Genomic DNA, 23,877 nt, shown 5'->3' with positions numbered 1-23,877 from the left:
CCAGAACGCGAATTCCAGTCTCGCCCACGTTGACGGGGATGTGTATGAGTAGGGCAATACCAATCGGGAAGAGTGTTAATGTCTCAGACCATTACCGTGTTCACGACGATGAAGAACGAAGGCCCATACATGCTGGAATGGGTCGCGTTCCATAAGACGCTTGGCGTAGATCACTTTGTGATTTTCACCAACGATTGTGACGACGGAACCGATCAGATCGCCGCCAGGTTACAAGAGCTTGGCCTTGCCACTCATGTCAGCAACGAGGTGAAAGAGGGCGGCAACCCCCAGCACCAGATGCTACGCCGCGCGCGACGTCAGCCCAAGGTGAAAGAAGCCGACTGGCTGCTGTGTCTGGATGTTGACGAGTTCTGGAACATCCGCTGCGGCGACAACAGTTTCCACGACCTGATCGCCGAGGTGGAAGGCCGGGCAGGGAAGCCCGTTGACGCGATTTCATTCGCGTGGAAACTGTTCGGCAGCTCCGGCAATATCAGTTTCGAAGACAAACCGGTGACCGAGGCCTTTTTGATGGGGGATCAGGAATTCCCATATCATTCAGGACGCGCCTACGGCCTGAAGACACTGTTCCGGAACAACGGCAAATTCACCCGTTTTGGACCGCATCGCCCAAAAGGGTTTGACGATGAGCAAGCGGCAGACGTCGCGTGGTCGGACGCCGGGGGCAACCTGTTTCCAGCGGACAAAGTCGGTTGGCGGGCGTGGCGAAACTTCGATCATTCCCTGGGGCGAATCCACCATTACTCGGTCCGGTCCATGGACGGATTTCTGGTGAAACGGGATCGTGGTCGGACGAACCACATCCGGGTGGATCAGGGGCAGTCCTATTGGCAGGATATGAATGCCAACAAGGAAACGGATCAAACGATTTTGCCGGCGGCCCGCCGTGCAGCACCCTTGTTGGAAGAGTTGAAGGCCGATCCCCAGTTGCGCGAACTGCACGGCCAGGCCTGCGCGTGGCATCGTGACAAGGTGTCGGAAATAAAAATGCGCCCCGAATGGGTCGAGTTTCGCGCCTGGCTGGCTGACAACCTGATCTGATTGATATGGCCGACGATCTTTCGAAAGAACAACTGAAGCCCGAACATCCCGATCGCAAGACAGGGTACGAGCGGATTCTGACAGATCCTGCGCCGCCCTGGTTTGTCGAGCTTTATCCGGGGGGGGATGGCACAGGTTTTCTGCAAAAACTGGACCGCCACTCGATCCTCTTCCATCAGCGCAGTGCCAAGCGGCTGGTGGTCAGCTTCGACAACATCGCAAACGCGAATGACCTCTCGTTTGCGCGCGAGCCGTGGGGGTGGAAGTTTTTTCGCGACGAAGGGTGGTCTCATATGGGGGTCTTTGCCCGCACCAAGGCGTGGTATCGCGATCCCGAAATACTGTCCTATTTCGATGGCAAAGTGGCCGAGGGGTTCTTTGACCGGTTCGATCAGGTCGTTTTCGCTGGTGCGTCGATGGGCGGCTTTGGTGCGCTGACCTTTTCGGCCCATGTCCCCGGGGCGAATGTGATCGCCTTCAACCCACAGACAACGCTGGATGAACGGCTTGTCCCGTGGGAGACGCGCTATCGCTTTGGCCGCGTTCAGAATTGGGATCTGCCCGCAAGCGACGCGGCACAGACCGTGCAGGTCGCGGGGAAGGCCTATGTGTTCTATGACCCGTTCTTTGATCTGGACAGGCAACAGGTCCAGCGCCTGCAAGGCGACAACGTTGTTTTGCTCAAGACCTGGTTTTCGAACCACTTTGCTGCGCCAATGCTGCGCAAGCTTGATATTCTCAAGCCCGTGATGCTGGGCGCGATGGACGGTACGCTGGAAGCGTCCGAGTTCTACCGTTTGATGCGCGCCCGTCGACGCCTGCCGCTTTTAATTCGCGGGATCGAGGCTATGGGCAGTGAACGGCACCCGGCATTGGTTCAAAGGGCACGACAGAGGTTTCGCAGGTTAAGGCGTCAAGCCGCGGCCGAGGCTGCGAAGGACAGCCAATGACACCCAAAAAGGGCGTATTCATTGGTCAGCGCAAGGACCGCATGGGCGCGCGGTTGCTGATGATGCTGACCTGTATCCGCCTTGCCGAGGATTTCGGGACGACCTACCGGGTGAATTGGTTCCCTCAGGGCGCTGATGCGCCCGAGCTGGATCAACCGCAAGAATTGTTCACCCAAGGCTGGATGGACGATCACTTTCTGAGCCAGAAAGAGTTCGGCAAACTGACGCAGAATGCCCTGCCGATCTGGTCCTTTCAAAACGACGCCTCGCCGGACCGTCTGATCGCCCATTTGAACGCTGGCAGGTCAGTGGTGGTGGAAGAGGGGTTCGAGGTTCTGGCCTTTGCGTGGGAAGACATCGAAGCCATCCGTCCGAGGTATCGGGACTTTATCCATCGGATCGGGTTCACGGACGAAATCCGCGCTATCATGGAGCGTGCGGATGCCAAGCTGTCCGGGCAGGGCGTTTCGGCCTATCACATCCGGCGTGGCGACATCCTGAACGGGTTGCCATGGAAGCACACGACATGGCCTGCCAAAATCGAACCTGAAGAACTGTATGAGGCGCACTTAGAAAAAAACGCCGATACGACAGCTATCATGTTCTCGGACCAGCCTGAGTTGATCGCACGGTTTCAGAAGCGGTTTCCTAACATGTTACAAATGGCTGATATCGTCGATGTGTCGGGGATGACCCGCGCAAAACGTGACTTTCTGGAGCTTTACACGATGTCGCGCGCAGATCAGGTAATCGCGCCTTCGGTTTCCGCGTTCTCAATGGCAGCGTCGCAAATAGCTGGCTACCAAAGCAAGATGTTTCGGGAAGTATTGTCGGAAGAAGAAGTAAGCAACGCGAACGAGAAAGTCGTGGATAGATTGACCAAAGGGGTATCGGGTTTTCTCAACCCTTCGGAGGCAGCACACATTTACGCGAAAGCGACATTTCATTTACTAGATTTCCGCTCTGAAGATCGCACTGTGTCAGCCACCGAAATTGCTAGCCAAATACTAAATGCTGGGGCAGACAACGCATTTTTGCCGTTATTGCAAGCAATCAACCTATTCTATTTGGGGCGCGGTGAAGACGCTTTGCAAATGGTGGACCGTGCATTGAATGACGCAAACATCTGGCCTGAAGATCATGCTGTCGCGCGTGCTTTGAGGGCAGCAATTCTAGGAGCGCGAAAAAAGCGGTGGTTGGCAGCCCGCGAGTTTAGCTTAGCATTCTGGGCTAAGCCGCTACGACCCGATGTAATTGTATTTGGATCTCGCTTGTTGTTTCGCGACCAACTCGCGTTTCGTGCCCTGCCGCCATTAGACTGGTCAGTTCAAAAATCAGTTCGTAGGCCATGGTTCAATTTCAACGCGCACGTGGCTCAACGAAAAGTCATAGCAAAGCGTCCTTGCAATTTTGACCTTGTTCTTTTGGATTGGTCCATTTTGTCGCTCGACCAACGCGCACGGCGCTTGGACTCAGACAGGGAACGCCTCCTTTCATTGCTGGACGGGCTTGAGACGATGAAAAACCTTGCTCCTGAAGCACAGTTCCCAGAAGAAAGCCCAGAACACAGAAGTCTGAAGTCAATCCTGCATGTCCGACTGGGGCAGATGTCAAATGTCAATGCTATCGACATTGCAAAATGGGTTTGCTCTCAACGAAAAGACAACCCACTTTATCTAAAGCGTTTGGCAGAATTGTATGAAGCAGAAGGAGATTTCTCGCGGGCAAGGCTGGCAATGGCAGACGCGATGGCCAGCGATCCGGGCAATCCGTTTTTGGTTTTTGCAATGGGTTGTTTGCTTGCGCGCATTGGCGCCGAAGGCCAATCTGATAGACTGCTCTTAGAAGCTGCGGATTTGGATGACAACACGGCAGCAATTCAAGGCGCGGCCGGTCAGTTGCTATTACAAAGAGGCCAAAAAGGCAAGGCTCGGGGCTACCTGTCTCGCGCCCACGAGCTATGTCCTAAATTTCAGCGGTTCTCAAATCAGCTAAAACGCGCAGGTGGGTGAGTTCCGTGGATTTCCCCTTGGTAGTTCCACCAAATCAACGTAATTTGCGCGTAAATTTTAAATAATCCCGATCAGTTCCGGGCAACAAAAAGACAGGGCAGTCTCTCATGGCCGATCAGGACCCCCGATACATCAGTGTCACTCCGATGAAGAATGAAGGTCCGTTTGTTCTGGAGTGGGTGGCGCACAATCGTGCGATCGGCATCGACCATATGGTTGTGATGACCAATGATTGTACGGATGGCACCGACGCTCTGCTGCAGCGGTTGGAAGAGAAAGGCGTACTGACCCATGTCGACAATAATTCACGCCGTAAAACCAGCCCTCAGAAACGCGCTTACAATACATTCCTGCGGATGGAGGTGGCGCGCCCGCAAGATTGGGTCGTGGTGATCGATGCCGACGAACACATCAATGTCAAAACCGGGGATCACACACTGCGGGCTTTGACTGACGCCATTCCTGACGCCAAGACAGTCTCGATGACGTGGCGTTTGTTCGGAAATGCAGGTGTCGTAAGGTACGAGGACCGGTTTTTGTCCGACCAGTTCCGATTGGCCGCGCCCGAGAGGATTTTCCGACCACCTCAGGCGTGGGGTTTCAAAACGATGTTCCAGCGTGAAATTTGGGATGGTCTAGGGGTTCATCGTCCCAAGCGGCCGACAGTTGAAACCATAGAAGAATGCCACTGGTATAACGGATCAGGCCAGCTGATGCCCGAGCGCTATTTCGAAAAAAGCTGGCGTTCGGCACGTGACTCGGTCGGGTATGAGTTCGTGCAGGTCAACCATTATGCGCTGAAGTCCTGCGAAAGTTATCTGGTCAAAAAGATGCGCGGTCGCGCCCACCATCTGGGTGAAAGCCTTGGCTTGGAATACTGGAACATGATGAACCACAACGCCGAGACGAACACCTCTATCGATGCGGTTCTGGAGCGTAAGCGCGAGTACTTTTACGATATGCTCCGTGATGCCGAGGTCGCCCGTCTGCACCACGCCTCGTGCGATCTGCACCGTCAACAGATCGAACAGTTGCGCGAACTGCCCGAGATGCAGGATTTGATGCAACAGATGACTGCTGGTTTCACAACTAGCCAACGGGCATAGCGCGGCGCTACTCAGCTTTAGGAGCAATCAGATGCTTTGGCTGCATATCGGAATGCCAAAAACCGGCACAACGGCCCTGCAGGGGTTTCTGCGCAGCAACGGCGCGGTTCTGGACGAAATCGGGTTGCGCTATATGGAGGCGGGCCGACGCCGGTTGGAGGGCAGTCAACGTCTGGCCCTGAGCCATAATATCGTGGCCTTTCACATTAACCGAAACGCCGGGCCCATGGACCCGTTTCGCGCGGCAATGACCAGCGAGTTTGATGAGTTTTCGGATCGAACCTGTCTGGTCTCATCCGAAATGTTCTACTCCTGCGATCTGGCCCGTTTGGCCGAAATGTTCGCCGACATCCCGTCGCGGGCGCTCAGGATCACGTTTTACTGCCGTCGCTATTCGGACTTTTTTGAAGCGGATTACAAGCAGCGCGCCAAGAATGGGCGTGTGCCGAGCGGTGCCAGCGAATTTATTCGCTACCAGCTTGACCAGATCCGGGAACACCCCGAAAAGCTGAGCTTTTCCGCAAAACTGGCGCAGATACGAACAGCTTTTCCCGGGGTTACGGTTGTGCCACTATTGTATGAACGCTCGGATATGGTGCGGGGCAATGTGATTGATGATGTTCTGTCTCGGATCGGCACGCCCTTAGCGAACGGGCAGTCCCCGGACGCTACGTCAAACCCTTCTCAATCCCGCGCAGCCAGCGAAGCCTTTGGAATCGTCGCACGTGCGCTTGGGCGGCAAAAATCCCGCCAATTGCGCCGCATGGTCGTGGACGATCCGGCAATGTTGCGTCGCAATGACGTTCTGGAACCGGACGAGCGCGCCTGGATGGATGAATGCCTGGCCAAGCGTGACGTGGCATTCCAGCAAGAGTTCTTTCCCGACCGGGCTGAACTGTTCACTCCGAAAGAGCTAAGCGAAGAAGACAAGCTGTTCCGCAGGGATACCGCCGAAGAATATGAAGCTCTGCGTAAGGCCTCCGAGATTGTGTTTCGGATGGCGTTAAGCCAATAGGCGCTATTGCTGTACTGTGATTTCCTGTCGCTGCTTCCCGGTCGTTTTGTCAAAGATCAGAATGCGGTTGTCGTCGGTTACCACGGCATACCAGTTGTTTCCGATCGTCACAGCCTGCGCTTTTGCACCATTGGGCAGATCAATTTGATCGGGCAGCGTGGGCGTTCTGTCCGATAGCCGGATGACAATCAGTGCGAATGTCACTAGAACCCCGCCAATCATCACCGCGGTCAGCAGCATGACCATGCGTCGCAACAGGCGAAGTTGCGGCGTTTCCTGCGGTTCTTGGGGTTCGGAAGGGACAGTCATGGGCACCCGTCAGATTGAATTTCAGATCGCGGCCGATCCGCCGCCCCGCCTTGATAAGGCGCTTTCGCGGGATGTGCCAGCGGATGAAAACCTGTCGCGCACCCGGCTGACCCGATTGATCGAAGATGGTGCCGTTGTCATCAGTGGCGCAATCATCCGCGACCCCAAGGCGAAGGTGACCGAGGGTGCCTCGGTCGCGATCACCGTCGCCGAGGCCGAGGAAAGCCATATAGGCCCCGAGGATATCCCGCTGGATGTCGTGTTTGAGGACGAAGACCTGATCGTCATCAACAAACCTGCAGGCATGGTCGTACACCCTGCGCCCGGATCGCCGAACGGCACTTTGGTGAATGCGCTGCTGCATCACTGCGGTGAGGACCTGTCGGGGGTAGGGGGCGTCAAACGCCCCGGCATCGTGCACCGCATCGACAAGGAAACCAGCGGATTGCTGGTCGTCGCAAAGTCGGACGCGGCCCATCACGGTCTGGCCGCTCAGTTCGAGGCGCACAGCGTCGAGCGCTATTACCGCGCGATCTGTTATGGTGTGCCGGATGCGAATGATCCGCGTCTGCGCGGGATAAAGGGCGTCAGTTTTGAGCCCGGCAACATCATGCGCTTGACCACGCTACTGGCGCGGCACAAGACGGACAGACAAAAACAAGCGGTTCTGTTTCACGGCGGTCGCCATGCTGTGACACGCGCGCGGCTTGTGGAAACCTTCGGTAACCCGGCAGGCATCGCTCTGGTGGAATGCTGGCTCGAAACCGGACGCACACACCAAATCCGCGTGCATATGGCCCATGCCGGGCACGGACTGGTCGGAGACCCAGTCTACGGGGGCAAGCGAAAACTCGCCGCAAAAGCGTTCAGTCCAGTTGCCGCAGAAGCCGTACGCAACTTTCCACGTCAGGCGCTGCACGCAGCCGTTTTGGGCTTTGAGCACCCTGTAACGGGCGAAACCCTGCGGTTTGAGGCCGATTTGCCCGCAGATATGGAAAATCTGATTGAACAGCTGCGCGCACCGCTGACATAATACACAAACCTATGTGAGTAACGCGTTCTTAGCTTTCCTTTATCAATCGTTAATTTCAAACTGTTAACGGTACCTCTTGAACGAGATGGGAGCTGTTCCCATATCCCATGTTAACAATGTAAACATTTGTCGGAGGGACATGAATTATGGCAAATTACGCAAATCTCCCCGCGCCGACGCCCGAGGGCGGCCTGAACCGCTATATGCAGGAAATTCGCAAATTTCCTCTGCTTGAGCCGGAAGAAGAGTACATGCTGGCCAAGCGCTGGGTCGAAGAGCAAGACACTGAGGCCGCACATAAAATGGTTACGTCGCACCTGCGTCTGGCAGCCAAGATTGCGATGGGCTATCGCGGCTATGGACTGCCGCAGGCCGAAGTGATTTCCGAGGCCAATGTGGGCCTAATGCAAGCCGTCAAGCGGTTTGACCCGGAAAAAGGTTTCCGTCTGGCGACCTATGCCATGTGGTGGATCCGCGCCTCGATCCAGGAGTATATCCTGCGGTCCTGGTCATTGGTGAAACTGGGTACAACCTCGGCGCAGAAAAAGCTGTTCTTTAACCTGCGCAAGGCCAAGGCTCGTATCGGTGCTCTGGAAGAGGGCGACCTGCGCCCCGAGAACGTCAAACAGATCGCCAATGATCTGGGCGTGACCGAGGAAGAAGTCATCAGCATGAACCGCCGGATGTCCGGTGGTGATGCCTCGCTGAACGCGACCGTCGGGTCCGAGGGTGAGGGCACCATGCAGTGGCAGGACTGGCTTGAGGACGAAGATGCCGACCAGGCTGGCGATTACGAAGCACGTGACGAGCTGGACGCCCGGCGCGAGCTTCTGGCGGCTGCGCTGGACGTTCTGAATGATCGGGAAAAAGACATCCTGACTCAGCGTCGATTGATGGATCAACCCGTCACGCTGGAAGAGCTGAGTACGCAGTACAACGTCAGCCGCGAGCGTATCCGGCAGATCGAGGTTCGAGCTTTTGAAAAGCTGCAAAAGAAGATGCGCGAACTTGCGCGTGAAAAGGGTATGCTGGGTACAGTGTGACACCGAAAACTCAGCCCGCCTTAATGGCGGGCTGTTTCCAACTGCAACATCATAATAATTCTCCCAATCTGCATGAGGCACACGCCCAGCAGGCCGAGGAAATCTCCAAGACTTGAGCCGAATTCTGTTGCAATGGACATTGCGACAAAGACAAACTTCATCTGCATCGCTCGTCTTCACGGCTGGATTTCATATTCTCGCTGATCCCGCATCCAGTCGATGGTAGACAGAGCAAAAGCCAACCAACAAACGACGAGGGGCCACATGCAGCAACCGGTTCAATGGGGCGTTTTGGGCGCCGCAAAATTCGCACGTCAATTTATGGCCCCGGCCATTCACGCCGCAGAAGGGGCCCGGCTGGCGGGTCTGGCGACGTCCGATCCCGCCAAGGCGGAGCCTTTCCAGCGGTATTGCCCGGACCTGACGCTCTATGGCAGCTACGAGGCGTTGCTGGCGGACCCTAAGATCGAAGCGGTCTACATCCCGCTGCCCAATCACCTGCATGTCGACTGGAGCCTGAAGGCGTTGGATGCCGGGAAACACGTGCTGTGCGAAAAGCCGATGACCATGCAGGCGTCCGAGTTCGATACTCTGATCGAAAAGAGGGATCAGACCGGCTTGCTGGCGGCCGAGGCTTACATGATCGTGCACCATCCTCAGTGGCAGTTCGTGCGGCAGCTGATCGCGGACGGAGCAATCGGTAAGCTGGTGCATGTGACGGGCGCGTTTAGCTTTGATAACCGCGCAGATACCGGGAACATCCGCAACCGTGCCGAGACCGGGGGCGGTGGGCTGCGAGACATCGGCGTTTACGTCATCGGCAGCGCGCGGTTTGCGACAGGGCAGGAACCCGTTTCAGTACAATCCGCAATTCGGTGGGAAGACGGAATTGACGCTTTCACTGAAATCCGCGCACAGTTCCCGGATTTCACCTATTCCAGCTATGTCTCGATCCGTATGCATCCGCATCAGGAAATGGTGTTCCACGGCGAAGGCGGCGTGATCCGCCTGACTGCGCCCTTCAACGCGCGTGTATTTGGTGAAGCGCGTGTCGAACTCCACCGACCGGGCCTTGAGGTCCAAGTCACCCGTTTTCCCGGCGATGATCACTATAAGCTGCAGGTCGAGGCATTCAGCAGGTCCGTCCGGGATGGTGTGGACTATCCCTGTCCTCTGGAGTTCTCGCGCGGAACGCAGGTGATGATTGACCAGGTGTTTGAAGGGGCTGTCTCGCTCTGACTTGCCACGTCGCGCCCGGCTCGGATATTCTGGTCGCCACCTGATCAGGAGGAGACCATGGCAGGCGGTTGGGCGCGCGATGGCGCGGTGAGTGAACAGATCGAAGCGTCTATCTCGGACGAACTCGCCAGAATGCAGGCGCAAAAGCGCCCCGTCGGCGAAAGCCTGACCCATTGCGCTGAATGCGAAGAGCCGATCCCGGAAAAGAGGCGATTGGCTCTGCCCGGCGTCAAATTGTGTCTGGACTGCCAGCAAGAGAGGGATGGCAGTTACAAGGCGCGCTCTGGGATCAATCGGCGTGGGTCAAAAGACAGCCAACTGAAGTAAACAGGGCCGCGAAATGTCAGAGCCCTCGTCAAAACAACCACTTCTACAAAACGGGTTGGTCCTTGGGTTTCTGGCCGCGTTCTTGTGGGGCACTCACAGCGTCATTGTCCGATACCTGACAAGCGATCTGGGCGGATTGCAGATCGCGGTGACTCGTTTGTTCATCGCCGCCTTGGCCATCTATTGCATGCTGCGGATCATGCGGGTGTCGGTGTCGATCCGGCTGAGAGATTGGAACTTTCGACTGGCCGTTCTGTCGACGGTAGTAAACTACATTCTGTTCCATATCGGGCTTGAACATACCGGTGCAGCCAACGCCATGGTGCTCGAGAATACAGCACCGTTCTTTGTTTTGGTGTTCCTCTACTTCTTTGCAGACACGCCTGTCACGCGTACGGATGTACTTGCCACCGGGTTGGCGATTTTGGGCGTTTTCCTAACGGTTTATCAGGATTTTCAAGGCGGTGGAGAGCCGCTGTTCGGTGACCTTCTGGAGATTGGCGCGGGTCTCAGCTGGGCCGTGTTTCTGATCTCCAGCAGCAGGGCGATGCAGAATTCGGAATCGACAGGCGAGCGTCTGAATTTCCTATTCGGGATCTTCCTGTGCTCTGGAGTGTTGCTGTTACCTCTGGCCGCCTTTTCGCTGCAGGTGCCAACGACCAATGACGTTGTGTTCCTGATCTTGCTGGGGGTGCTGCCGACCGCTTTGGCCTACTACCTTTGGTACGAAGCTGCGGCGCGGGTTTCTACACTGACGGCCACGTTGATGTTTGCCGCATCCGTGGTGTTCACATTCATCAATTCGGCCTTGTTCCTAGGGGCCGCAATCACACCGATCGCGGCCCTTGGGGCAGTGCTTATCGTGGCCGCCGTGTTCCTGACGACCAAAGCCAAAAGTGACTAGTCTTCCATCGCTTCCAGTTCGTCGATGAAGCCCGAGATCATCGACAGGCCTTTGTCCCAGAACTTCGGATCGCTCGCGTCCAGCCCAAACGGGGCCAGAAGTTCCTTGTGGTGCTTCGACCCACCGGCGCGCAACATTTCGAAATACTTGCCCTCGAACCCTTCCGAGCCGCTTGCGTAGACCGAGTAGAGCGCGTTCACCAAACCGTCGCCAAACGCATAGGCGTAAACGTAGAAGGGCGAGTGGACGAAATGCGGGATATAGGCCCAGAAGGTCTCATACCCATCCATAAATTCGAATGCCGGGCCAAGGCTTTCGGCCTGGACGCTCATCCACAGTGCGTTGATGTCGTCCGGGGTCAGCTCGCCCTCGCGGCGTGCCGCGTGTAGCTTGCATTCGAAGTCGTAGAAGGCAATCTGGCGGACGACCGTGTTGATCATATCCTCGACCTTGCCGGCCAGAAGTACCTTGCGCTGCTCCTTCGTTTCGGCTTTGTCCAGCATCTTGCGGAAGGTCAACATCTCGCCAAAGACCGAGGCGGTCTCGGCCAGTGTAAGCGGGGTTGAGGACAGCATCTCACCCTGATCGGCGGCCAGCACCTGATGGACACCGTGGCCCAGCTCATGCGCCAAGGTCATCACGTCGCGCGGCTTGCCCAAATAGTTGAGCATCACGTAGGGGTGAACTTCGGTCACCGTGGGATGCGCAAATGCGCCCGGAGCCTTGCCGGGTTTTACCGCCGCGTCGATCCAGCCTTTCGAAAAGAACGGGGCCGCGATCTCACCCATGCGCGGGTCGAACGCGTTATAGGCGTCCATCACGGTTTTCTCGGCCTCGTCCCAGCCAACGATGCGGGTGTCTTCCATCGGAAGCGGCGCGTTGCGATCCCAGACCTGCATGACGTCCAAACCCATCCATTTGCGTTTGAGTTCGTAATACCGGTGGCTCAGCTTGGGATAGGCGGCCACGACCGCTTCGCGCAGGGCTTCGACCACCTCGGGTTCGACATCGTTGGACAGGTGTCGGCCGGTCTGAGCGGTCGGCATGTTGCGCCAGCGGTCGATGATTTCTTTTTCCTTGGCCTGCGTGTTGTGAACACGGGCAAAAGTTTTGATGTTGTCCTGAAACACGTTGGCCAGCTCGCGCGACGCTGCCTCGCGTTTTGCGCGATCCTGCTCGGTCAGCAGGTTCAGGGTACCTTCGATGTTCAGCTCTTCGCCGTCGACGGTGAAGGTCAGACCGGCGATGGTTTCGTCGAACAGACGTTCCCAGGCATCGCCGACGACGCCGAGGTCGTGGAGGAATTTCTCAAGTTCGTCCGACAGTTGGTAGGGCTTCATCGCGCGGATACGGCGGAACACCGGCTCGTAACGAGCCAGATCGGCATTCGCCTCGAAATGCGCTTTCAGCACGTCATCGTCGATGCGGTTGATTTCCAGCGTGAAGAAGACCAGCGGGGTGGTGAAAATGGTGATCTTTTCCTGCATGTCCGACAGGAACTTGGCGCGCTCGGCATCGGTGGTCAGCTGGTAATAGCGCAGACCGGCGAAAGACATGATCCGGCCTGCGATGGCGTTGATCTTTTCGTTACGCTGGACGCAGGTCAGCAGACCCTCAGCATCCAGTTCAGCCAGCTTGCCTTCATAGTCGGCGGCAAAAGCGGCGCATTCGCCTTCCAGCCAGTCCAGATCGCGGGACAGTTCCGGTGCGTCCTCTGAGGTATAGAGATCGGTCAGATCCCACTCCGGCAGATTGCCCAGATTGTCGGCACCCCCGACGGCGTTTGCGTCACGGACGGGAAAGGGAAGGTCGCGCATGGATCACCTCGAATAACAGCTTTCGCCAACATCTAGGCGCGCGGCGCGGGGATCACAAGCAGTGCTTGGCTTAAGTTGACAACGCTGGTTCTGGTGCGGTGTCCGGCTGCGCGGCTTTGAAATGCGCGGCCAACTGGTCAAAGACCGGTCCACGCACATCGGGCGCCTCCATCAGCACTTCATGCTCGCCATCCGGGATTTCGACCAGAGTGCCATTGGGCCAATTGGCCATACGGGCGCGGATGGCCTTGCGGTCAACAATCTGTTCGTGACTGCCAAGGAAGGTCAGGCAAGGTGTGTCGGGTGCGGTTTGATCCATCAACCAGGCGCATTCATCCAGCGCTTCGCGCAGCCAGATCGTCGAGGGCGCGCCGAGGGCCAGTTCGGGATGCGCGGTCAGTTGGTCCTTCATCATCTGGAACATGGCAGGATCGCGGGTCAGAACGTTCCCTTCGAAAGGCTGTGACGCCACATAGCTTTCCAGAGAAGTGGTAGGTGGGGTTTTTTCCCCCAATCCAATCCGTGGCCCCCAATAGGCGGTCAAGCGGCTGAGCGGTTTCATAAGTGGTGTAAAGAAAATACCCCACATTGGTCCGGTAAACGCGCAGGCAGCGAAACAGTCTTTTTCCAGCGTTGCCCGCAAACCAATCGCGCCGCCCATGGAATGGCCAATCACGAACCACGGTTTGGGCAGATCCAGTTCCGCCGCCAGATCCAACGTGGCCTGAACGTCATGCTGATAGTCGGTGAACTGATCCACGTGTCCTACGCGCACGTCATCCAGTAACCGGTCGGCCAAGCCCTGACCGCGCCAGTCAACCGCCAGAAAGGCAAAGCCGCGGCCGGTGAATTCGGCGGCGCAATCGCCGTATTTTTCGATGTATTCCGTACGGCCGGGGAACATCATCACCGTACCGCAGGCGTCGCCTTCGGGCAGCCAGTGGCCGACCCGAATGCGTGTGTTATCCGCCGTGTTCAGCCAATGGGCCTTACCACCGGCGGGGACGCCGGCCATGTCTGCAAAGAAAGGGGCCGGCGACAGATCCATCAGGCCAACGCCGATGCCAGTTGCATGGCAACGCCCATGTCGCCGTCCACGGTCAGTTTGCCCGACATGAACGCACCAGTGGGGTTCAACTCACCGCTGAGGATTTGTTCGAACGTATCTGCATCCGCGCTCATGGTGACGTCCGCGTCTTCGTCGCTGACGCGGGCACCGCTGGCGTCCAGGACGATCGAGCCCAGATCGGCAATGGCAAATTTTGCCGACGCGCTAAAATCGCCACCCGACAGTTTTTCGTTCAATGCGGCTGCGGCTTTTTCCAGAGTGTCGCTCATGATTCTCCTCACTATGTTTTGTGCGCCGGGAATGGACATCCACGGGCGCTGCGCTACACTGAACGTTGTTATGAGCATTGCAAGCACCAATCTCAAAGGTATCGTTGCGGCAACAGCGCTTCTAGTCACGTTTTCCCTGCCTTTGTCTGCTCAGACAGCGGATTCCCGGGATGAAACAGAGCTATTGCAGCAATTGTCACAGGCAACCCCCGAACAGGCCGTCAACATAGACCGCCAGCTCAAGGCCTTGTGGGCGCAGTCGGGTTCGGCTTCGGCGGATCTGTTGTTGGAACGCGGGCGCGAGGCTCTGGATGATGGCGACACGCGGGCTGCAATCGAACACCTGACGGCGCTGACGGACCATGCACCGCAGTTTGCCGAAGGCTGGCACGTGCGCGCCTCGGCCTTTTTCGGGATGGATCGCTTTGGTATGGCCGCTGCTGATCTGGAGCATGCGTTGACGCTGAATCCGAACAATTACGAGGCGATCTACGGATTGGGGCTGATTTTTGAGATCATCGATCAGCCCGACAAGGCGCTGCAAGCTTATGAACGCGCTTTGGCTATACATCCCCATCACGAAGAAGTAACCAATGCCGTGAATCGACTGAAGCCTCGGGTCGAGGGCTCGGCCCTCTGAAAAACCGGGGCAGGGGGCAAAGGTGAGCGGGTCATCCCGAATCGTGGCCGTACTTGGCCCGACCAACACAGGTAAAACTCATTACGCGATCGAGCGGATGCTGGGCCACCGAACGGGTGTGATCGGCCTGCCGCTGCGTCTGCTGGCGCGCGAGGTTTATGACAAGATCGTCGCGATCCGAGGGCCGTCGGTTGTGGCGCTGGTAACGGGCGAAGAACGGATCGTGCCGCCACGCGCCCAGTATTGGGTCTGCACCGTCGAAGCGATGCCCGAAGGCATGGGCGCGGATTTCGTCGCCATCGACGAAATTCAGCTTTGCGCGGATCCTGAACGGGGCCATGTGTTCACCGATCGTCTACTGCGGGCGCGGGGAACCAACGAGACGTTGTTCCTGGGTTCTGACACGATGCGCGGCCCAATCGCGGCGCTTGTCCCCGAAGCGCAGTTTGTCCGGCGTGAACGCATGTCCCAGCTGGTCTATGCGGGCTCCAAAAAGATCAGCCGCATGCCAGCGCGCAGTGCCATCGTCGGGTTCTCGGTGGACAATGTCTATGCCATTGCGGAATTGCTGCGCCGCCAGAAAGGCGGGGCAGCGGTTGTTATGGGCGCGCTCAGCCCGCGTACGCGGAACGCTCAGGTGGACCTCTATCAGAATGGTGAGGTCGACTATCTGGTCGCCACAGATGCTATCGGGATGGGTCTGAATCTGGATGTGAACCATGTCGCGTTTTCCTCGCTGAGCAAGTTTGACGGCCGTCGGATGCGCCCTCTGGCCCCGAATGAGCTGGCTCAGATCGCCGGTCGGGCAGGGCGTGGCATGTCGGATGGCACTTTTGGTGTGACCGGAGAGGCCCCGCCTTTGGACGAAGGCGTCGCGCAGGCGATCATGGACAGCCGGTTCACGCCGATGAAAAAGCTGAACTGGCGGAATGCCGCCCTTCGCTTCGGTTCGATTGAGGCGCTGATCGACTCTCTGGAAGTCAGCCCAGGCAGCGAACATCTGATCAAGGCGCGCCCCGCGGACGACTTGAACGCGTTGAAATCGCTGTCGCAAGTAACCGAGGTCATGGCCCGAGCCAGCGACGGCCAATCCGTCCGTTTGCTGTGGGATGTGTGCCGAATCCCGGACTTTCGCGGCATCAGCCACGCTGAACACGCAAGCCTGCTCGAGGTGATCTATGGCCACCTGCATGAGCGCGGCTCGATCCCCGATGACTTCATGGCGCGGCAGATCCGTCGAATCGACAAGGTCGACGGGGATATTGATGCGCTGTCCAAAAGGTTGGCATATATTCGCACGTGGACATATGTTGCGCAACGAAACGGCTGGGTCCGTGACGAATCGCATTGGCGCGCGGAAACGCGCACTGTAGAAGACAGGCTGTCAGACGCTCTTCACGAACGTTTGACTCAAAGATTTGTGGACCGGCGCACGTCAGTGTTGTTGCGCCGGCTCAAACAGAAGGAGGCCCTTTTGGCCGAAGTAAATGACAAGGGTGAAGTGACCGTCGAAGGCGAATTTGTCGGTCGTCTGGAAGGGTTCCGGTTTATTCCGGACAAAGCCGCGCAAGGAACCGAGGCGAAAGCGCTCAAATCGGCGTCCCTGCAAGCACTCGCACCGCAATTCCATCTGCGTGCAGATCGCTTCTACAATGCGCCCGATACCGAAATTGATTTCACCGATCAGGGTGGTTTGATGTGGGGCGAGTACGCCGTCGGCAAGTTGGTTGCCGGGGCAGAGCCTCTCAAACCCATGGTTGAGGTTTTTGTGGATGAGGCCGCAGGGCCGGATGTCGAACAGAAAGTTCAGCGCCGCCTGCAGCACTTCATCGACCGCAAGGTCGCCGCGCTGTTCGAGCCGCTGCTGAACCTGTCCCGTGACGAAGAGCTGTCTGGTCTGGCCAAGGGCTTTGCCTTCCGCATGGTCGAAGCGCTGGGGGTTTTGCCCCGCGCTGGAGTCGCACAAGAGGTTAAAGATCTGGATCAGGACGCCCGTGGCGCATTGCGCAAGCACGGCATCCGGTTCGGCCAATTCACCATATTCATGCCGCTGCTGCTGAAACCCGCCCCAACGCGTCTGCGTTTGGTTCTTTGGGCTCTGGCGCAAGGTCTGCAGGAATTCCCCGAAGCACCGCCTCCGGGTCTGGTCACCGTGCCCGTCGCTAAGGACGCACCGCAAGGCTATGACACCATGTGCGGCTACCGCGATGCGGGCGAGCGTTCGATCCGTATCGATATGCTGGAGCGTCTAGCCGACATGCTGCGCGCCGAGGACAGCCGGGGTGGTTTCGAAGCCAAACCGGACATGCTGTCTATCACCGGTATGACGCTGGACCAGTTCGCAGACCTGATGCAGGGCCTGGGCTACAAGGCCGAACGCGGCGAGCGGGAAAAAGTCAAACCGGCCCCCGTTGAACAGCCAGTTGCAGAGGCAGAAGCGGTTGAGCAACCTGCCGCCGAAGGCGCACCGGCATCGGAAGACGCAGCGCAAGAGATCTCAACACCCGCCGAGGTGTCAGCCGAGGCCACCGACAGCACCGAGGCGGCAGTCGAGGCCCCTGCGGCTGATGCGGCACCGGAAGAACCCGAGATTGAGGTTTTCTATACCTTTACCTGGGGCCGCCAGCGCCAACAAAACCGTGGCCCACGACGCGAACAAGGTCCGGGCAAGGGCAAACCGCGTGGCAAGCCGCAGGACGGCCGCGGCAAGCCGCAGGGCAAGAAAGGCGGTAAACCGCAAGACGCCAAGAGCTTCTCTTCGCGTCCGCCCCGCAAAGAAAAGGCGATCGATCCCGATAACCCGTTTGCAGCAGCGCTGATGGGTTTGAAAGAAGGCAACTGATCGCGCATGGCTGACGCCAAGCTGCGGATCGACAAGTGGTTGTGGCAGGCGCGGTTCTTCAAGACCCGTAGCCTCGCCGCCAAGCAGGTCAGCGGCGGCCATGTGCGTTTGAACGGAAACCGGGTTCTGAAACCGGCTCAGGCCGTGGGGCCCGGTGACGTTCTGACGTTCCCTCAGGGGCGGCTTGTACGCGTTGTGCGGGTCGAAGCACTGGGGGAGCGGCGCGGTCCGGCGACCGAAGCGCAAACACTATTCGCGGATTTGACCGAGAAAAAGGACGCGCCTCCCAAGAATCCGGGATTCGAGGGAAAAGGTCGTCCAACTAAGAAAGATCGGCGCGCACTTGATCTTTCTCGCTCTCAGGATGGTTGATCCTATCTTGAAGAGAAGGCCAGACTGAATTAGCTAAACGCCCAAACCGAGAATGGGAATCCAACAATGACCTATGTCGTCACCGAGAACTGCATTGGCTGCAAATTTACCGACTGCGTCGAAGTGTGCCCGGTGGACTGTTTTTACGAAGGTGAGAACACACTGGTCATTCACCCCGACGAATGCATCGATTGCGGCGTTTGTGAACCTGAATGCCCGGCGGACGCCATCCGTCCTGACACCGAGCCTGGTATGGAGCCATGGGTTGAGTTCAACCGCAAATACTCGGAACTCTGGCCGGTGATCGTGACCAAGAAAGACCCGCTGCCCGAGGCCGAAGAACGCGATGGCGAAGAGGGCAAGATGGAGAAGTATTTCTCGGAAGCCCCCGGTGAAGGTGGCTAAGCGATTCGCGTATTGAACCTGTCGGTTTAATCGCTCGCATATGCTGTATCTGTCTGAAAAAAGACAGGTTTCCCGGTTCGGCCGGGTGCAAGCCTTTCGGGCGTCGCAATTTTGTGATATACTCGATAGCTGAATGATGAATGAGATGGGGATGTACTCCGTAAGTATGCACGCTTTGGAGTTCTGAATTTTTGACAATCGTATCGCCTGACCGGGCCGTAGCGTGGCGCGGGGTGGGTCGTTTTGTTGTCTGTGCCTCGCTCGATAACCAAGGATGAACCTGTATGTCTAAGTCGAAAAAGCTTGAGTTCCGCCCGAACGATTACGTTGTCTACCCCGCCCATGGTGTGGGCCAGATCATCTCGATCGAAGAGCAGGAAGTCGCGGGATACTCGCTCGAGCTGTTCGTCATTTCTTTTGAAAAAGACAAGATGACCCTGCGTGTGCCGACCAACAAAGTCACCGAATCCGGTCTGCGTTCGCTCAGCTCGCCCGACGTTATCAGTCAGGCAATGAAGACGCTGAAGGGCAAAGCCAAGGTGAAACGCGCCATGTGGTCGCGTCGGGCTCAGGAATATGAGCAAAAGATCAACTCGGGCGACCTGATCTCGATCGCCGAAGTTGTGCGCGACCTGCACCGCACCGATGATCAGCGCGAGCAAAGCTATTCCGAGCGTCAGCTGTACGAAGCTGCGCTGGAACGTCTGACCCGCGAAGTTGCAGCTGTTTCTGGCGCGGGCGAGGTGTCGGCCGCCAAGCAGGTAGATGAGGTTCTGACCTCGCGCGCAGCCGCAGCCTGATCCAAAACTAGTCCGCTTTAAGAGCCGCTCCTGTAAGGGGGCGGCTTTTTCATTTGCATGGGCTTGGTGAATGACCTCTTTGCGGCTAATTTCCCAATAGCAAGAGGCATGTAGATGGCGAACATAAAGCAAACCGTAAAGTATCTGTATATCGGACACGACCCGATTTCGGTTTGGTTCCGCTATCTGCTGATCCTGTTTGACGCGATCACGATCATCTTCTTTGTCTCGACCGCAAACGGAGCACACGGCCCGGCGTTTACCGTCGCCAGCCTGATCATCGGCTTTTTCATCGTGCTGGATTTTTCAGCCCGGCTGTGGATTGCGAAGGACCGTTGGAAACTCTTGCGTCAGATTTACACGCTTGCGGATATTGTCGTCATCGTCTCTCTGGTGGTCGATCTGTTCCTGCCCTGGAACCTGGCGTTCCTGCGAATATTGCGCGCATTGCGCTTGATCCATTCTTACCATTTGCTCAGAGACTTGCGGCGCGACAGTCACTTTTTTCGGACGCATGAAGACGCGGTAATCGCAGCAATCAATCTGCTGGTTTTTGTCTTCGCCACATCGACCGCCGTATTGGTGTTTTTCATTCCTGAAAACAGCCCACACGCGTACATCGATGCGCTCTATTTCACCATGGCGACGCTGACCACAACGGGGTTCGGGGATATCACGCTGGCCACGCCGGGGGGCAAGTTGTTCTCGGTGTTCATCATGATCGTTGGGGTAGCGCTGTTCGTGCGGCTGGCGCAGGCGATCTTCATGCCGCAGAAAGTACGTCACAAATGCTCGAACTGTGGGCTTTACAGGCATGATCCGGACGCGGTGCACTGCAAACACTGCGGAGAAACCTTGCGGATCGAAACCGGCGGAACGAGTTAAACCGCTGCCGCCAGAGTCATCAGAAACGCCAGTTCCGCCAATTGCTGTGATGCCCCTAGCACGTCGCCCGTTTGTCCATTGATCTTAGCTTTGGCGATCAGGGCCAGCCCTGTGACGCTCAGAGCGGCGACCACAGTAGGGGTCAGTGCGGCGGATCCGATCAAAAGCAGGGACAAAGCGACCGCAAGACCCAAACCAATCGCCGCTGTGGCTGTCTTTGGGTCGCCAACAGAATGGCTCAATCCACTGTGTCTGGCATTGGGCAAAGCGCTCATGAGAACGGGCATGAATGCGCGTGATACAACACAAGCGGCCAGAATGCCCGCGAATTGGTCTGCTGACAGAAGCGCCGCGATCAAGGTGACGCGCAGCAGCTGGGTCAGGATCAGCGTCAAAACACCATAGGCACCGATATGGCTGTCCTTCATGATTTCCAGCCGTCGTTCCCGGGTAAAGCCACCCCAAAACCCATCGACCGTGTCCGCCAGCCCGTCTTCGTGCATTGCGCCCGTCGTCATGATCAGGACTGCAACCACGATCACCGCACTGGCCAGCGATGGCAGCTCAGAAGCGGTGGAGACCCAGCCAAACCCACAGGCCAGTAGGCCAACGACCAGCCCGACCAGAGGGAAGGCCCAGGCCGCATTCGCTTGTCTTGCGAAGACGTGATCGGGCAGGCGCGGTATCGGCAGTCGCGTCAACAGCACCAGCGACAGCGGAAAATCCCACTGGGAAAAGGGTTTGTTGTCGTTTTTGTTCACTCCCGCGCCTTTCCGGGTCTTGTTGGATCGGACGCTTCGGTTAAACACACAGGACCACTCTGATGCAACGAGGCTTTGGATGCTGCCCGAACTAAATGACCTGAACACCCTTCGCGAGGCCCTGACAAATGCTCCGGCGCCGGATGGTGACGCACTGCAAGGTGCCGCCGATCGCAACGGCCAACTGACCAAACCCCCCGGCGCTTTGGGTCGGCTTGAGGATCTGGCGATTTGGTATGCGGGCTGGCGTGGGGACGCACGGCCGCAGATCGCAGCCCCCCAGGTTATCGTATTTGCCGGAAACCATGGCGTTACAGCACAGGGCGTTTCGGCCTTTCCGCCCGAAGTGACTGTTCAGATGGTCATGAACTTTGAGCACGGCGGTGCGGCCATCAACCAGTTGGCCAAGGCCGCAGGCGCGACCATGGATGTGCATGCGCTTGAGTTAGACCGACCGACTGCAGATTTCACTGCGGGTCCAGCCATGACCGAAGATGAACTGCTTTCGGCGCTGCGCGTCGGCTGGAACGCCGTGGATCCCAAGGCTGACCTGCTGGTCGTGGGTGAGATGGGTATTGGAAACACAACCCCGGCAGCGGCCATCGCTTGTGCCTTGTTCGGCGGCGAGGCGGCCGAATGGACAGGGCGGGGCACCGGCGTAGATGATGCCGGGTTGGTCAACAAGACGCGCGTCGTAGCCGAAGGGGTGGCGCAGCATGTCGGATCCGGCGACGGGCTGGAAATCCTGCGCCGTCTGGGAGGGCGCGAGATCGCGGCCATGGCCGGGGCCATTGCTGCTGCGCGTACCCTGCGCATTCCGGTCATTCTGGACGGCTTTATTTGCTCGGCAGCTGCGGCCTGTTTGGCGGATGTGTCCAAAGGTGCCTTGGATCATGCCGTGGCCGGTCACCAAAGCGCCGAAGGCGCGCATGGGGCAGTGTTGGCCAAGCTTGGCAAAGAGCCCCTGCTGAGCCTTGGGTTGCGTCTGGGCGAAGGTTCGGGCGGCGCGCTGGCGATCAATATCTTGAAAAGCGCAGTGGCCTGCCATTCCGGCATGGCAACCTTCGCCGAAGCAGGCGTGTCTGACGGCTAAACGGTCAAGGCCTGACCGTTCAAGGTCAGGCCGATTTCTTGGCGTGCTTCTCGGCCAGTTCTAACAGTTCGGTCTCGAGGTCTTTTTCAAGCGCCTGCGCCCGTTCGATGTATTTCTTGTTTTCAGCGGTCGGCATTCCGGGAATCCACAGCTCGGCCAGATCGCGGACAGCTGTCCGGTCATGGTGGTAGAAGGTTTGCTCGGCCTGCGCGGCTTCGTATTCGCTGAGGCCAATATTTTCCAGCACATACCGACCCGCACGCAGTGAACCGTCAAACATCTCGCGGACAATATCATCAGCTCCGGCTTGGTAGAGTTCGTACACATGGGTCCGGTCGCGTGCGCGGGCCACGATATGCAAATCCGGGCGCTGGCGGCGGGCATAGCCGACCAGTCGCGTGACCTGTTTGGGATCGTCCATTGCCGCGACCAGGACAGAGGCTTTTTCGATCCCGGCTGCCCGCAGCAGTTCCGGGCGCGTGGGATCCCCTAAAAAGCCTTTGACCCCGAAACGGCGCATCAGTTGGATCGTGTCGATATCGTGATCCAGCACCACGGTCTTGAACCCGCTGGCACGCACCAGACGGTTCACGATCTGACCAAAGCGCCCGATGCCGGCGATGATGACAGGGCCTTTTTCGTCGATCTCATCAGGTTCGGCCTGCGGCGTGCCATCGCCCATGCGACGCGAGAGCAGATCATAGATGATGAACAGAAGCGGAGTGATCAGCATCGTCAGCGCGATGATCATCAACAGTTTCTGTGAAAGATCGGGCGGGATGACGTTCTGCTGCGTGGAAAAGGCTAGCAGGACAAAACCGAACTCACCGGCTTGTGCCAGCCCCAACGTGAACAGCCAGTGGTCGCGCCCGCGCAGCTTGAAGGCGCGACCGACCAGAAACAGGATAATCCCTTTGGCCAGGATCACCAAAAGCGCCAGGCCAATCAGATCAAGCGGGTCGTTGAAGAAGTATCCAACATCTATCCCGGCACCGACCGTGATGAAAAACAGGCCAAGAAACAGGCCCTTGAATGGCTCAAGATCGCTTTCCATCTCGTGCCGGAATTCCGAGCTGGCCAGAACAACACCCGCAAGAAACGCGCCCAAGGCCGGGGACAGGCCCACAAGGGTCATCAGGAAGGAAATACCTACAACGATCATCAGCGCCAGCGCGGTATACATCTCGCGCAGACGGGTGGCATGGATAAACCGGAACAGCGGGCGCGTCAGATAGATGCCGGCCAGAATGACAAAGGCTATTGCGCCAATGGTAACCAGTGTTACGGCCCAGCCAGGCAGGCCCTCGACCAGAGACAGACTGTGATGCGCGGCGTCGTGATGGGCGGCATCGGTGCCGCGATCGATAGAGCCATCGCTTTCGATATGAGGGATGGCGGGCAACGCCAGCAAGGGCAACAGTGCCAGAATGGGAATGACAGCGATGTCCTGCGTTAGCAGCACCGAGAACGTGGCCCTGCCGCCATTTGTCTGCATCAGCCCCTTTTCCGATAGGGTCTGCAACACAATCGCGGTCGAAGACAGTGACAGGGTCAATCCGACCGCCAAGGCGACCGACCAGGGGTGATTTGCGTAAATGGCGACCGCGGCGATGACCGCAGTGGATAGCAGCACCTGCAAGCCGCCCAATCCCAAAAGTCGGTCCCGCATATCCCACAGGGCGCGCGGCTCAAGCTCAAGCCCGATCAAAAACAGCATCATGACCACGCCAAATTCGGCTACATGCTGCAGGCTTTCAGTTTCTGCTCCGACCAAACCAAAAACAGGGCCAATGATGATACCGGCAGCCAGATAGCCCAGCACCGATCCCAACCCCAGACGCGCCGATAAGGGCACAGCGATCACGGCGGCAGCCAGATAGATCGAAGCCTGGTAAAGGAAATCGTCCATGTTTGTCCTCTCGGT

24 protein-coding genes are annotated in these 23,877 nt (G+C 57.7%); 17 read left to right on the top strand and 7 right to left on the bottom strand.

Going from position 1 to position 23,877, the window contains the following annotated elements:
• Positions 1 to 78 precede the first annotated feature (78 nt).
• The 5 genes from GOV53_RS03145 (at position 79) to GOV53_RS03125 (ending at position 6,145) form a co-directional block, all read left to right on the top strand.
• A complete protein-coding gene (locus tag GOV53_RS03145) occupies positions 79 to 1,062 on the top strand; it encodes a glycosyltransferase family 2 protein (RefSeq protein WP_170464255.1) in 984 nt (327 codons plus the stop codon).
• Between the two features lie 5 nt (positions 1,063 to 1,067).
• A complete protein-coding gene (locus tag GOV53_RS03140; RefSeq protein ID WP_170464254.1) occupies positions 1,068 to 2,012 on the top strand; it encodes a hypothetical protein in 945 nt (314 codons plus the stop codon).
• A 41-nt stretch (positions 2,013 to 2,053) separates the two neighbouring features.
• Positions 2,054 to 4,024 carry a hypothetical protein gene (locus tag GOV53_RS03135; RefSeq protein ID WP_254439148.1) on the top strand — a complete coding sequence of 657 codons (1,971 nt, stop codon included), beginning with the start codon at positions 2,054 to 2,056 and terminating at the stop codon, positions 4,022 to 4,024.
• 107 nt (positions 4,025 to 4,131) lie between these two features.
• The gene (locus GOV53_RS03130; RefSeq protein WP_170464252.1) at positions 4,132 to 5,130 is read left to right on the top strand and encodes a glycosyltransferase family 2 protein; all 999 of its coding nucleotides are present in this window, start codon (positions 4,132 to 4,134) and stop codon (positions 5,128 to 5,130) included.
• 31 nt (positions 5,131 to 5,161) lie between these two features.
• Positions 5,162 to 6,145 carry a hypothetical protein gene (locus GOV53_RS03125; protein ID WP_170464251.1) on the top strand — a complete coding sequence of 328 codons (984 nt, stop codon included), beginning with the start codon at positions 5,162 to 5,164 and terminating at the stop codon, positions 6,143 to 6,145.
• Positions 6,146 to 6,148: 3 nt separating this feature from the next.
• Here GOV53_RS03125 and GOV53_RS03120 read toward each other — a convergent pair whose 3' ends face one another.
• Positions 6,149 to 6,454 (bottom strand): DUF6476 family protein, encoded by a 306-nt coding sequence (locus GOV53_RS03120; RefSeq protein WP_170464250.1) that lies wholly within the window; start codon positions 6,452 to 6,454, stop codon positions 6,149 to 6,151.
• Here GOV53_RS03120 and GOV53_RS03115 point away from each other — a divergent pair.
• Positions 6,453 to 7,487, top strand: coding sequence for an RluA family pseudouridine synthase (locus tag GOV53_RS03115; RefSeq protein ID WP_170464249.1), 1,035 nt, complete (start codon positions 6,453 to 6,455; stop codon positions 7,485 to 7,487). The genes GOV53_RS03120 and GOV53_RS03115 overlap by 2 nt on opposite strands.
• A gap of 146 nt (positions 7,488 to 7,633) precedes the next feature.
• Positions 7,634 to 8,530, top strand: a complete 897-nt coding sequence (gene rpoH / locus GOV53_RS03110; RefSeq protein WP_170421709.1) for an RNA polymerase sigma factor RpoH — start codon at positions 7,634 to 7,636, stop codon at positions 8,528 to 8,530.
• Positions 8,531 to 8,550: 20 nt separating this feature from the next.
• Here the strand turns inward: rpoH and GOV53_RS03105 are convergent, their stop codons facing one another.
• Positions 8,551 to 8,691 (bottom strand): hypothetical protein, encoded by a 141-nt coding sequence (locus tag GOV53_RS03105; protein WP_170464247.1) that lies wholly within the window; start codon positions 8,689 to 8,691, stop codon positions 8,551 to 8,553.
• Between the two features lie 103 nt (positions 8,692 to 8,794).
• Here GOV53_RS03105 and GOV53_RS03100 point away from each other — a divergent pair, with 103 nt between their 5' ends.
• From GOV53_RS03100 to GOV53_RS03090, 3 genes are read left to right on the top strand one after another with little or no spacing between them, the layout of a single operon-like run.
• The gene (locus GOV53_RS03100; RefSeq protein ID WP_170464245.1) at positions 8,795 to 9,769 is read left to right on the top strand and encodes a Gfo/Idh/MocA family protein; all 975 of its coding nucleotides are present in this window, start codon (positions 8,795 to 8,797) and stop codon (positions 9,767 to 9,769) included.
• 57 nt (positions 9,770 to 9,826) lie between these two features.
• On the top strand, positions 9,827 to 10,096 hold the full coding sequence (locus GOV53_RS03095; RefSeq protein ID WP_170421703.1) for a DksA/TraR family C4-type zinc finger protein: 270 nt from the start codon (positions 9,827 to 9,829) through the stop codon (positions 10,094 to 10,096).
• A gap of 13 nt (positions 10,097 to 10,109) precedes the next feature.
• Complete coding sequence (locus tag GOV53_RS03090; RefSeq protein WP_170421700.1) at positions 10,110 to 11,000, top strand: DMT family transporter; 891 nt, start codon at positions 10,110 to 10,112, stop codon at positions 10,998 to 11,000.
• On the opposite strand, the gene GOV53_RS03085 is transcribed toward GOV53_RS03090, so the two are convergent.
• The 3 genes from GOV53_RS03085 to GOV53_RS03075 form a co-directional block, all read right to left on the bottom strand.
• Complete coding sequence (locus GOV53_RS03085) at positions 10,997 to 12,817, bottom strand: M3 family oligoendopeptidase (protein ID WP_170464243.1); 1,821 nt, start codon at positions 12,815 to 12,817, stop codon at positions 10,997 to 10,999. The two genes, GOV53_RS03090 and GOV53_RS03085, sit on opposite strands and share 4 nt — an antisense overlap.
• 70 nt (positions 12,818 to 12,887) lie before the next feature.
• The gene (locus GOV53_RS03080) at positions 12,888 to 13,865 is read right to left on the bottom strand and encodes an alpha/beta fold hydrolase (protein WP_170464241.1); all 978 of its coding nucleotides are present in this window, start codon (positions 13,863 to 13,865) and stop codon (positions 12,888 to 12,890) included.
• A complete protein-coding gene (locus GOV53_RS03075; RefSeq protein ID WP_170421691.1) occupies positions 13,865 to 14,155 on the bottom strand; it encodes an SCP2 sterol-binding domain-containing protein in 291 nt (96 codons plus the stop codon). Before GOV53_RS03075 ends, GOV53_RS03080 begins: the two co-directional genes overlap by 1 nt.
• 70 nt (positions 14,156 to 14,225) lie before the next feature.
• Here GOV53_RS03075 and GOV53_RS03070 point away from each other — a divergent pair, with 70 nt between their 5' ends.
• From GOV53_RS03070 to GOV53_RS03045, 6 genes are all read left to right on the top strand, one after another.
• Entirely contained in the window at positions 14,226 to 14,795 is a 570-nt protein-coding gene (locus GOV53_RS03070; RefSeq protein WP_254439147.1) for a tetratricopeptide repeat protein, read from the top strand.
• A gap of 22 nt (positions 14,796 to 14,817) precedes the next feature.
• On the top strand, positions 14,818 to 17,637 hold the full coding sequence (locus GOV53_RS03065) for a helicase-related protein (RefSeq protein ID WP_170464239.1): 2,820 nt from the start codon (positions 14,818 to 14,820) through the stop codon (positions 17,635 to 17,637).
• A gap of 6 nt (positions 17,638 to 17,643) precedes the next feature.
• Positions 17,644 to 18,009, top strand: a complete 366-nt coding sequence (locus tag GOV53_RS03060) for an RNA-binding S4 domain-containing protein (protein WP_170464237.1) — start codon at positions 17,644 to 17,646, stop codon at positions 18,007 to 18,009.
• 66 nt (positions 18,010 to 18,075) lie between these two features.
• A complete protein-coding gene (gene fdxA, locus GOV53_RS03055) occupies positions 18,076 to 18,414 on the top strand; it encodes a ferredoxin FdxA (protein ID WP_170464235.1) in 339 nt (112 codons plus the stop codon).
• A 284-nt stretch (positions 18,415 to 18,698) separates the two neighbouring features.
• Positions 18,699 to 19,214 carry a CarD family transcriptional regulator gene (locus GOV53_RS03050; protein WP_170348382.1) on the top strand — a complete coding sequence of 172 codons (516 nt, stop codon included), beginning with the start codon at positions 18,699 to 18,701 and terminating at the stop codon, positions 19,212 to 19,214.
• Between the two features lie 114 nt (positions 19,215 to 19,328).
• Positions 19,329 to 20,099, top strand: a complete 771-nt coding sequence (locus GOV53_RS03045) for a potassium channel family protein (RefSeq protein ID WP_170464233.1) — start codon at positions 19,329 to 19,331, stop codon at positions 20,097 to 20,099.
• Here GOV53_RS03045 and cobS read toward each other — a convergent pair.
• Positions 20,096 to 20,860, bottom strand: coding sequence for an adenosylcobinamide-GDP ribazoletransferase (cobS, locus tag GOV53_RS03040; protein ID WP_170464231.1), 765 nt, complete (start codon positions 20,858 to 20,860; stop codon positions 20,096 to 20,098). The two genes, GOV53_RS03045 and cobS, sit on opposite strands and share 4 nt — an antisense overlap.
• 79 nt (positions 20,861 to 20,939) lie before the next feature.
• Here cobS and cobT point away from each other — a divergent pair, with 79 nt between their 5' ends.
• Positions 20,940 to 21,953, top strand: coding sequence for a nicotinate-nucleotide--dimethylbenzimidazole phosphoribosyltransferase (gene cobT, locus GOV53_RS03035; protein ID WP_170464229.1), 1,014 nt, complete (start codon positions 20,940 to 20,942; stop codon positions 21,951 to 21,953).
• 25 nt (positions 21,954 to 21,978) lie between these two features.
• On the opposite strand, the gene GOV53_RS03030 is transcribed toward cobT, so the two are convergent.
• Positions 21,979 to 23,862 carry a monovalent cation:proton antiporter-2 (CPA2) family protein gene (locus GOV53_RS03030; RefSeq protein WP_170464227.1) on the bottom strand — a complete coding sequence of 628 codons (1,884 nt, stop codon included), beginning with the start codon at positions 23,860 to 23,862 and terminating at the stop codon, positions 21,979 to 21,981.
• Positions 23,863 to 23,877 lie beyond the last annotated feature (15 nt).

Origin of the sequence: Ruegeria arenilitoris, from assembly GCF_013035315.1 — a bacterium.
In the GTDB taxonomy this organism is placed as follows: Bacteria; Pseudomonadota; Alphaproteobacteria; order Rhodobacterales; family Rhodobacteraceae; genus Ruegeria; species Ruegeria arenilitoris_D.
This window is presented reverse-complemented; position numbering and strand designations above follow the sequence as displayed.

Bases quoted from the DNA above. Each gene is read 5' to 3' on its own strand.
- GOV53_RS03070 (WP_254439147.1), top strand. From the start codon at position 14,226: ATGAGCATTGCAAGCACCAATCTCAAAGGTATCGTTGCGGCAACAGCG.
- GOV53_RS03095 (WP_170421703.1), top strand. From the start codon at position 9,827: ATGGCAGGCGGTTGGGCGCGCGATGGCGCGGTGAGTGAACAGATCGAA.
- GOV53_RS03115 (WP_170464249.1), top strand. From the start codon at position 6,453: ATGGGCACCCGTCAGATTGAATTTCAGATCGCGGCCGATCCGCCGCCC.
- GOV53_RS03125 (WP_170464251.1), top strand. From the start codon at position 5,162: ATGCTTTGGCTGCATATCGGAATGCCAAAAACCGGCACAACGGCCCTG.
- GOV53_RS03105 (WP_170464247.1), bottom strand. From the start codon at position 8,691: ATGAAGTTTGTCTTTGTCGCAATGTCCATTGCAACAGAATTCGGCTCA.
- GOV53_RS03080 (WP_170464241.1), bottom strand. From the start codon at position 13,865: ATGGATCTGTCGCCGGCCCCTTTCTTTGCAGACATGGCCGGCGTCCCC.
- GOV53_RS03145 (WP_170464255.1), top strand. From the start codon at position 79: ATGTCTCAGACCATTACCGTGTTCACGACGATGAAGAACGAAGGCCCA.
- GOV53_RS03090 (WP_170421700.1), top strand. From the start codon at position 10,110: ATGTCAGAGCCCTCGTCAAAACAACCACTTCTACAAAACGGGTTGGTC.
- GOV53_RS03135 (WP_254439148.1), top strand. From the start codon at position 2,054: ATGGGCGCGCGGTTGCTGATGATGCTGACCTGTATCCGCCTTGCCGAG.
- GOV53_RS03045 (WP_170464233.1), top strand. From the start codon at position 19,329: ATGGCGAACATAAAGCAAACCGTAAAGTATCTGTATATCGGACACGAC.
- rpoH (WP_170421709.1), top strand. From the start codon at position 7,634: ATGGCAAATTACGCAAATCTCCCCGCGCCGACGCCCGAGGGCGGCCTG.
- GOV53_RS03140 (WP_170464254.1), top strand. From the start codon at position 1,068: ATGGCCGACGATCTTTCGAAAGAACAACTGAAGCCCGAACATCCCGAT.
- GOV53_RS03100 (WP_170464245.1), top strand. From the start codon at position 8,795: ATGCAGCAACCGGTTCAATGGGGCGTTTTGGGCGCCGCAAAATTCGCA.
- GOV53_RS03085 (WP_170464243.1), bottom strand. From the start codon at position 12,817: ATGCGCGACCTTCCCTTTCCCGTCCGTGACGCAAACGCCGTCGGGGGT.
- fdxA (WP_170464235.1), top strand. From the start codon at position 18,076: ATGACCTATGTCGTCACCGAGAACTGCATTGGCTGCAAATTTACCGAC.
- GOV53_RS03120 (WP_170464250.1), bottom strand. From the start codon at position 6,454: ATGACTGTCCCTTCCGAACCCCAAGAACCGCAGGAAACGCCGCAACTT.
- GOV53_RS03030 (WP_170464227.1), bottom strand. From the start codon at position 23,862: ATGGACGATTTCCTTTACCAGGCTTCGATCTATCTGGCTGCCGCCGTG.
- GOV53_RS03060 (WP_170464237.1), top strand. From the start codon at position 17,644: ATGGCTGACGCCAAGCTGCGGATCGACAAGTGGTTGTGGCAGGCGCGG.
- cobT (WP_170464229.1), top strand. From the start codon at position 20,940: ATGCTGCCCGAACTAAATGACCTGAACACCCTTCGCGAGGCCCTGACA.
- GOV53_RS03050 (WP_170348382.1), top strand. From the start codon at position 18,699: ATGTCTAAGTCGAAAAAGCTTGAGTTCCGCCCGAACGATTACGTTGTC.
- GOV53_RS03075 (WP_170421691.1), bottom strand. From the start codon at position 14,155: ATGAGCGACACTCTGGAAAAAGCCGCAGCCGCATTGAACGAAAAACTG.
- GOV53_RS03130 (WP_170464252.1), top strand. From the start codon at position 4,132: ATGGCCGATCAGGACCCCCGATACATCAGTGTCACTCCGATGAAGAAT.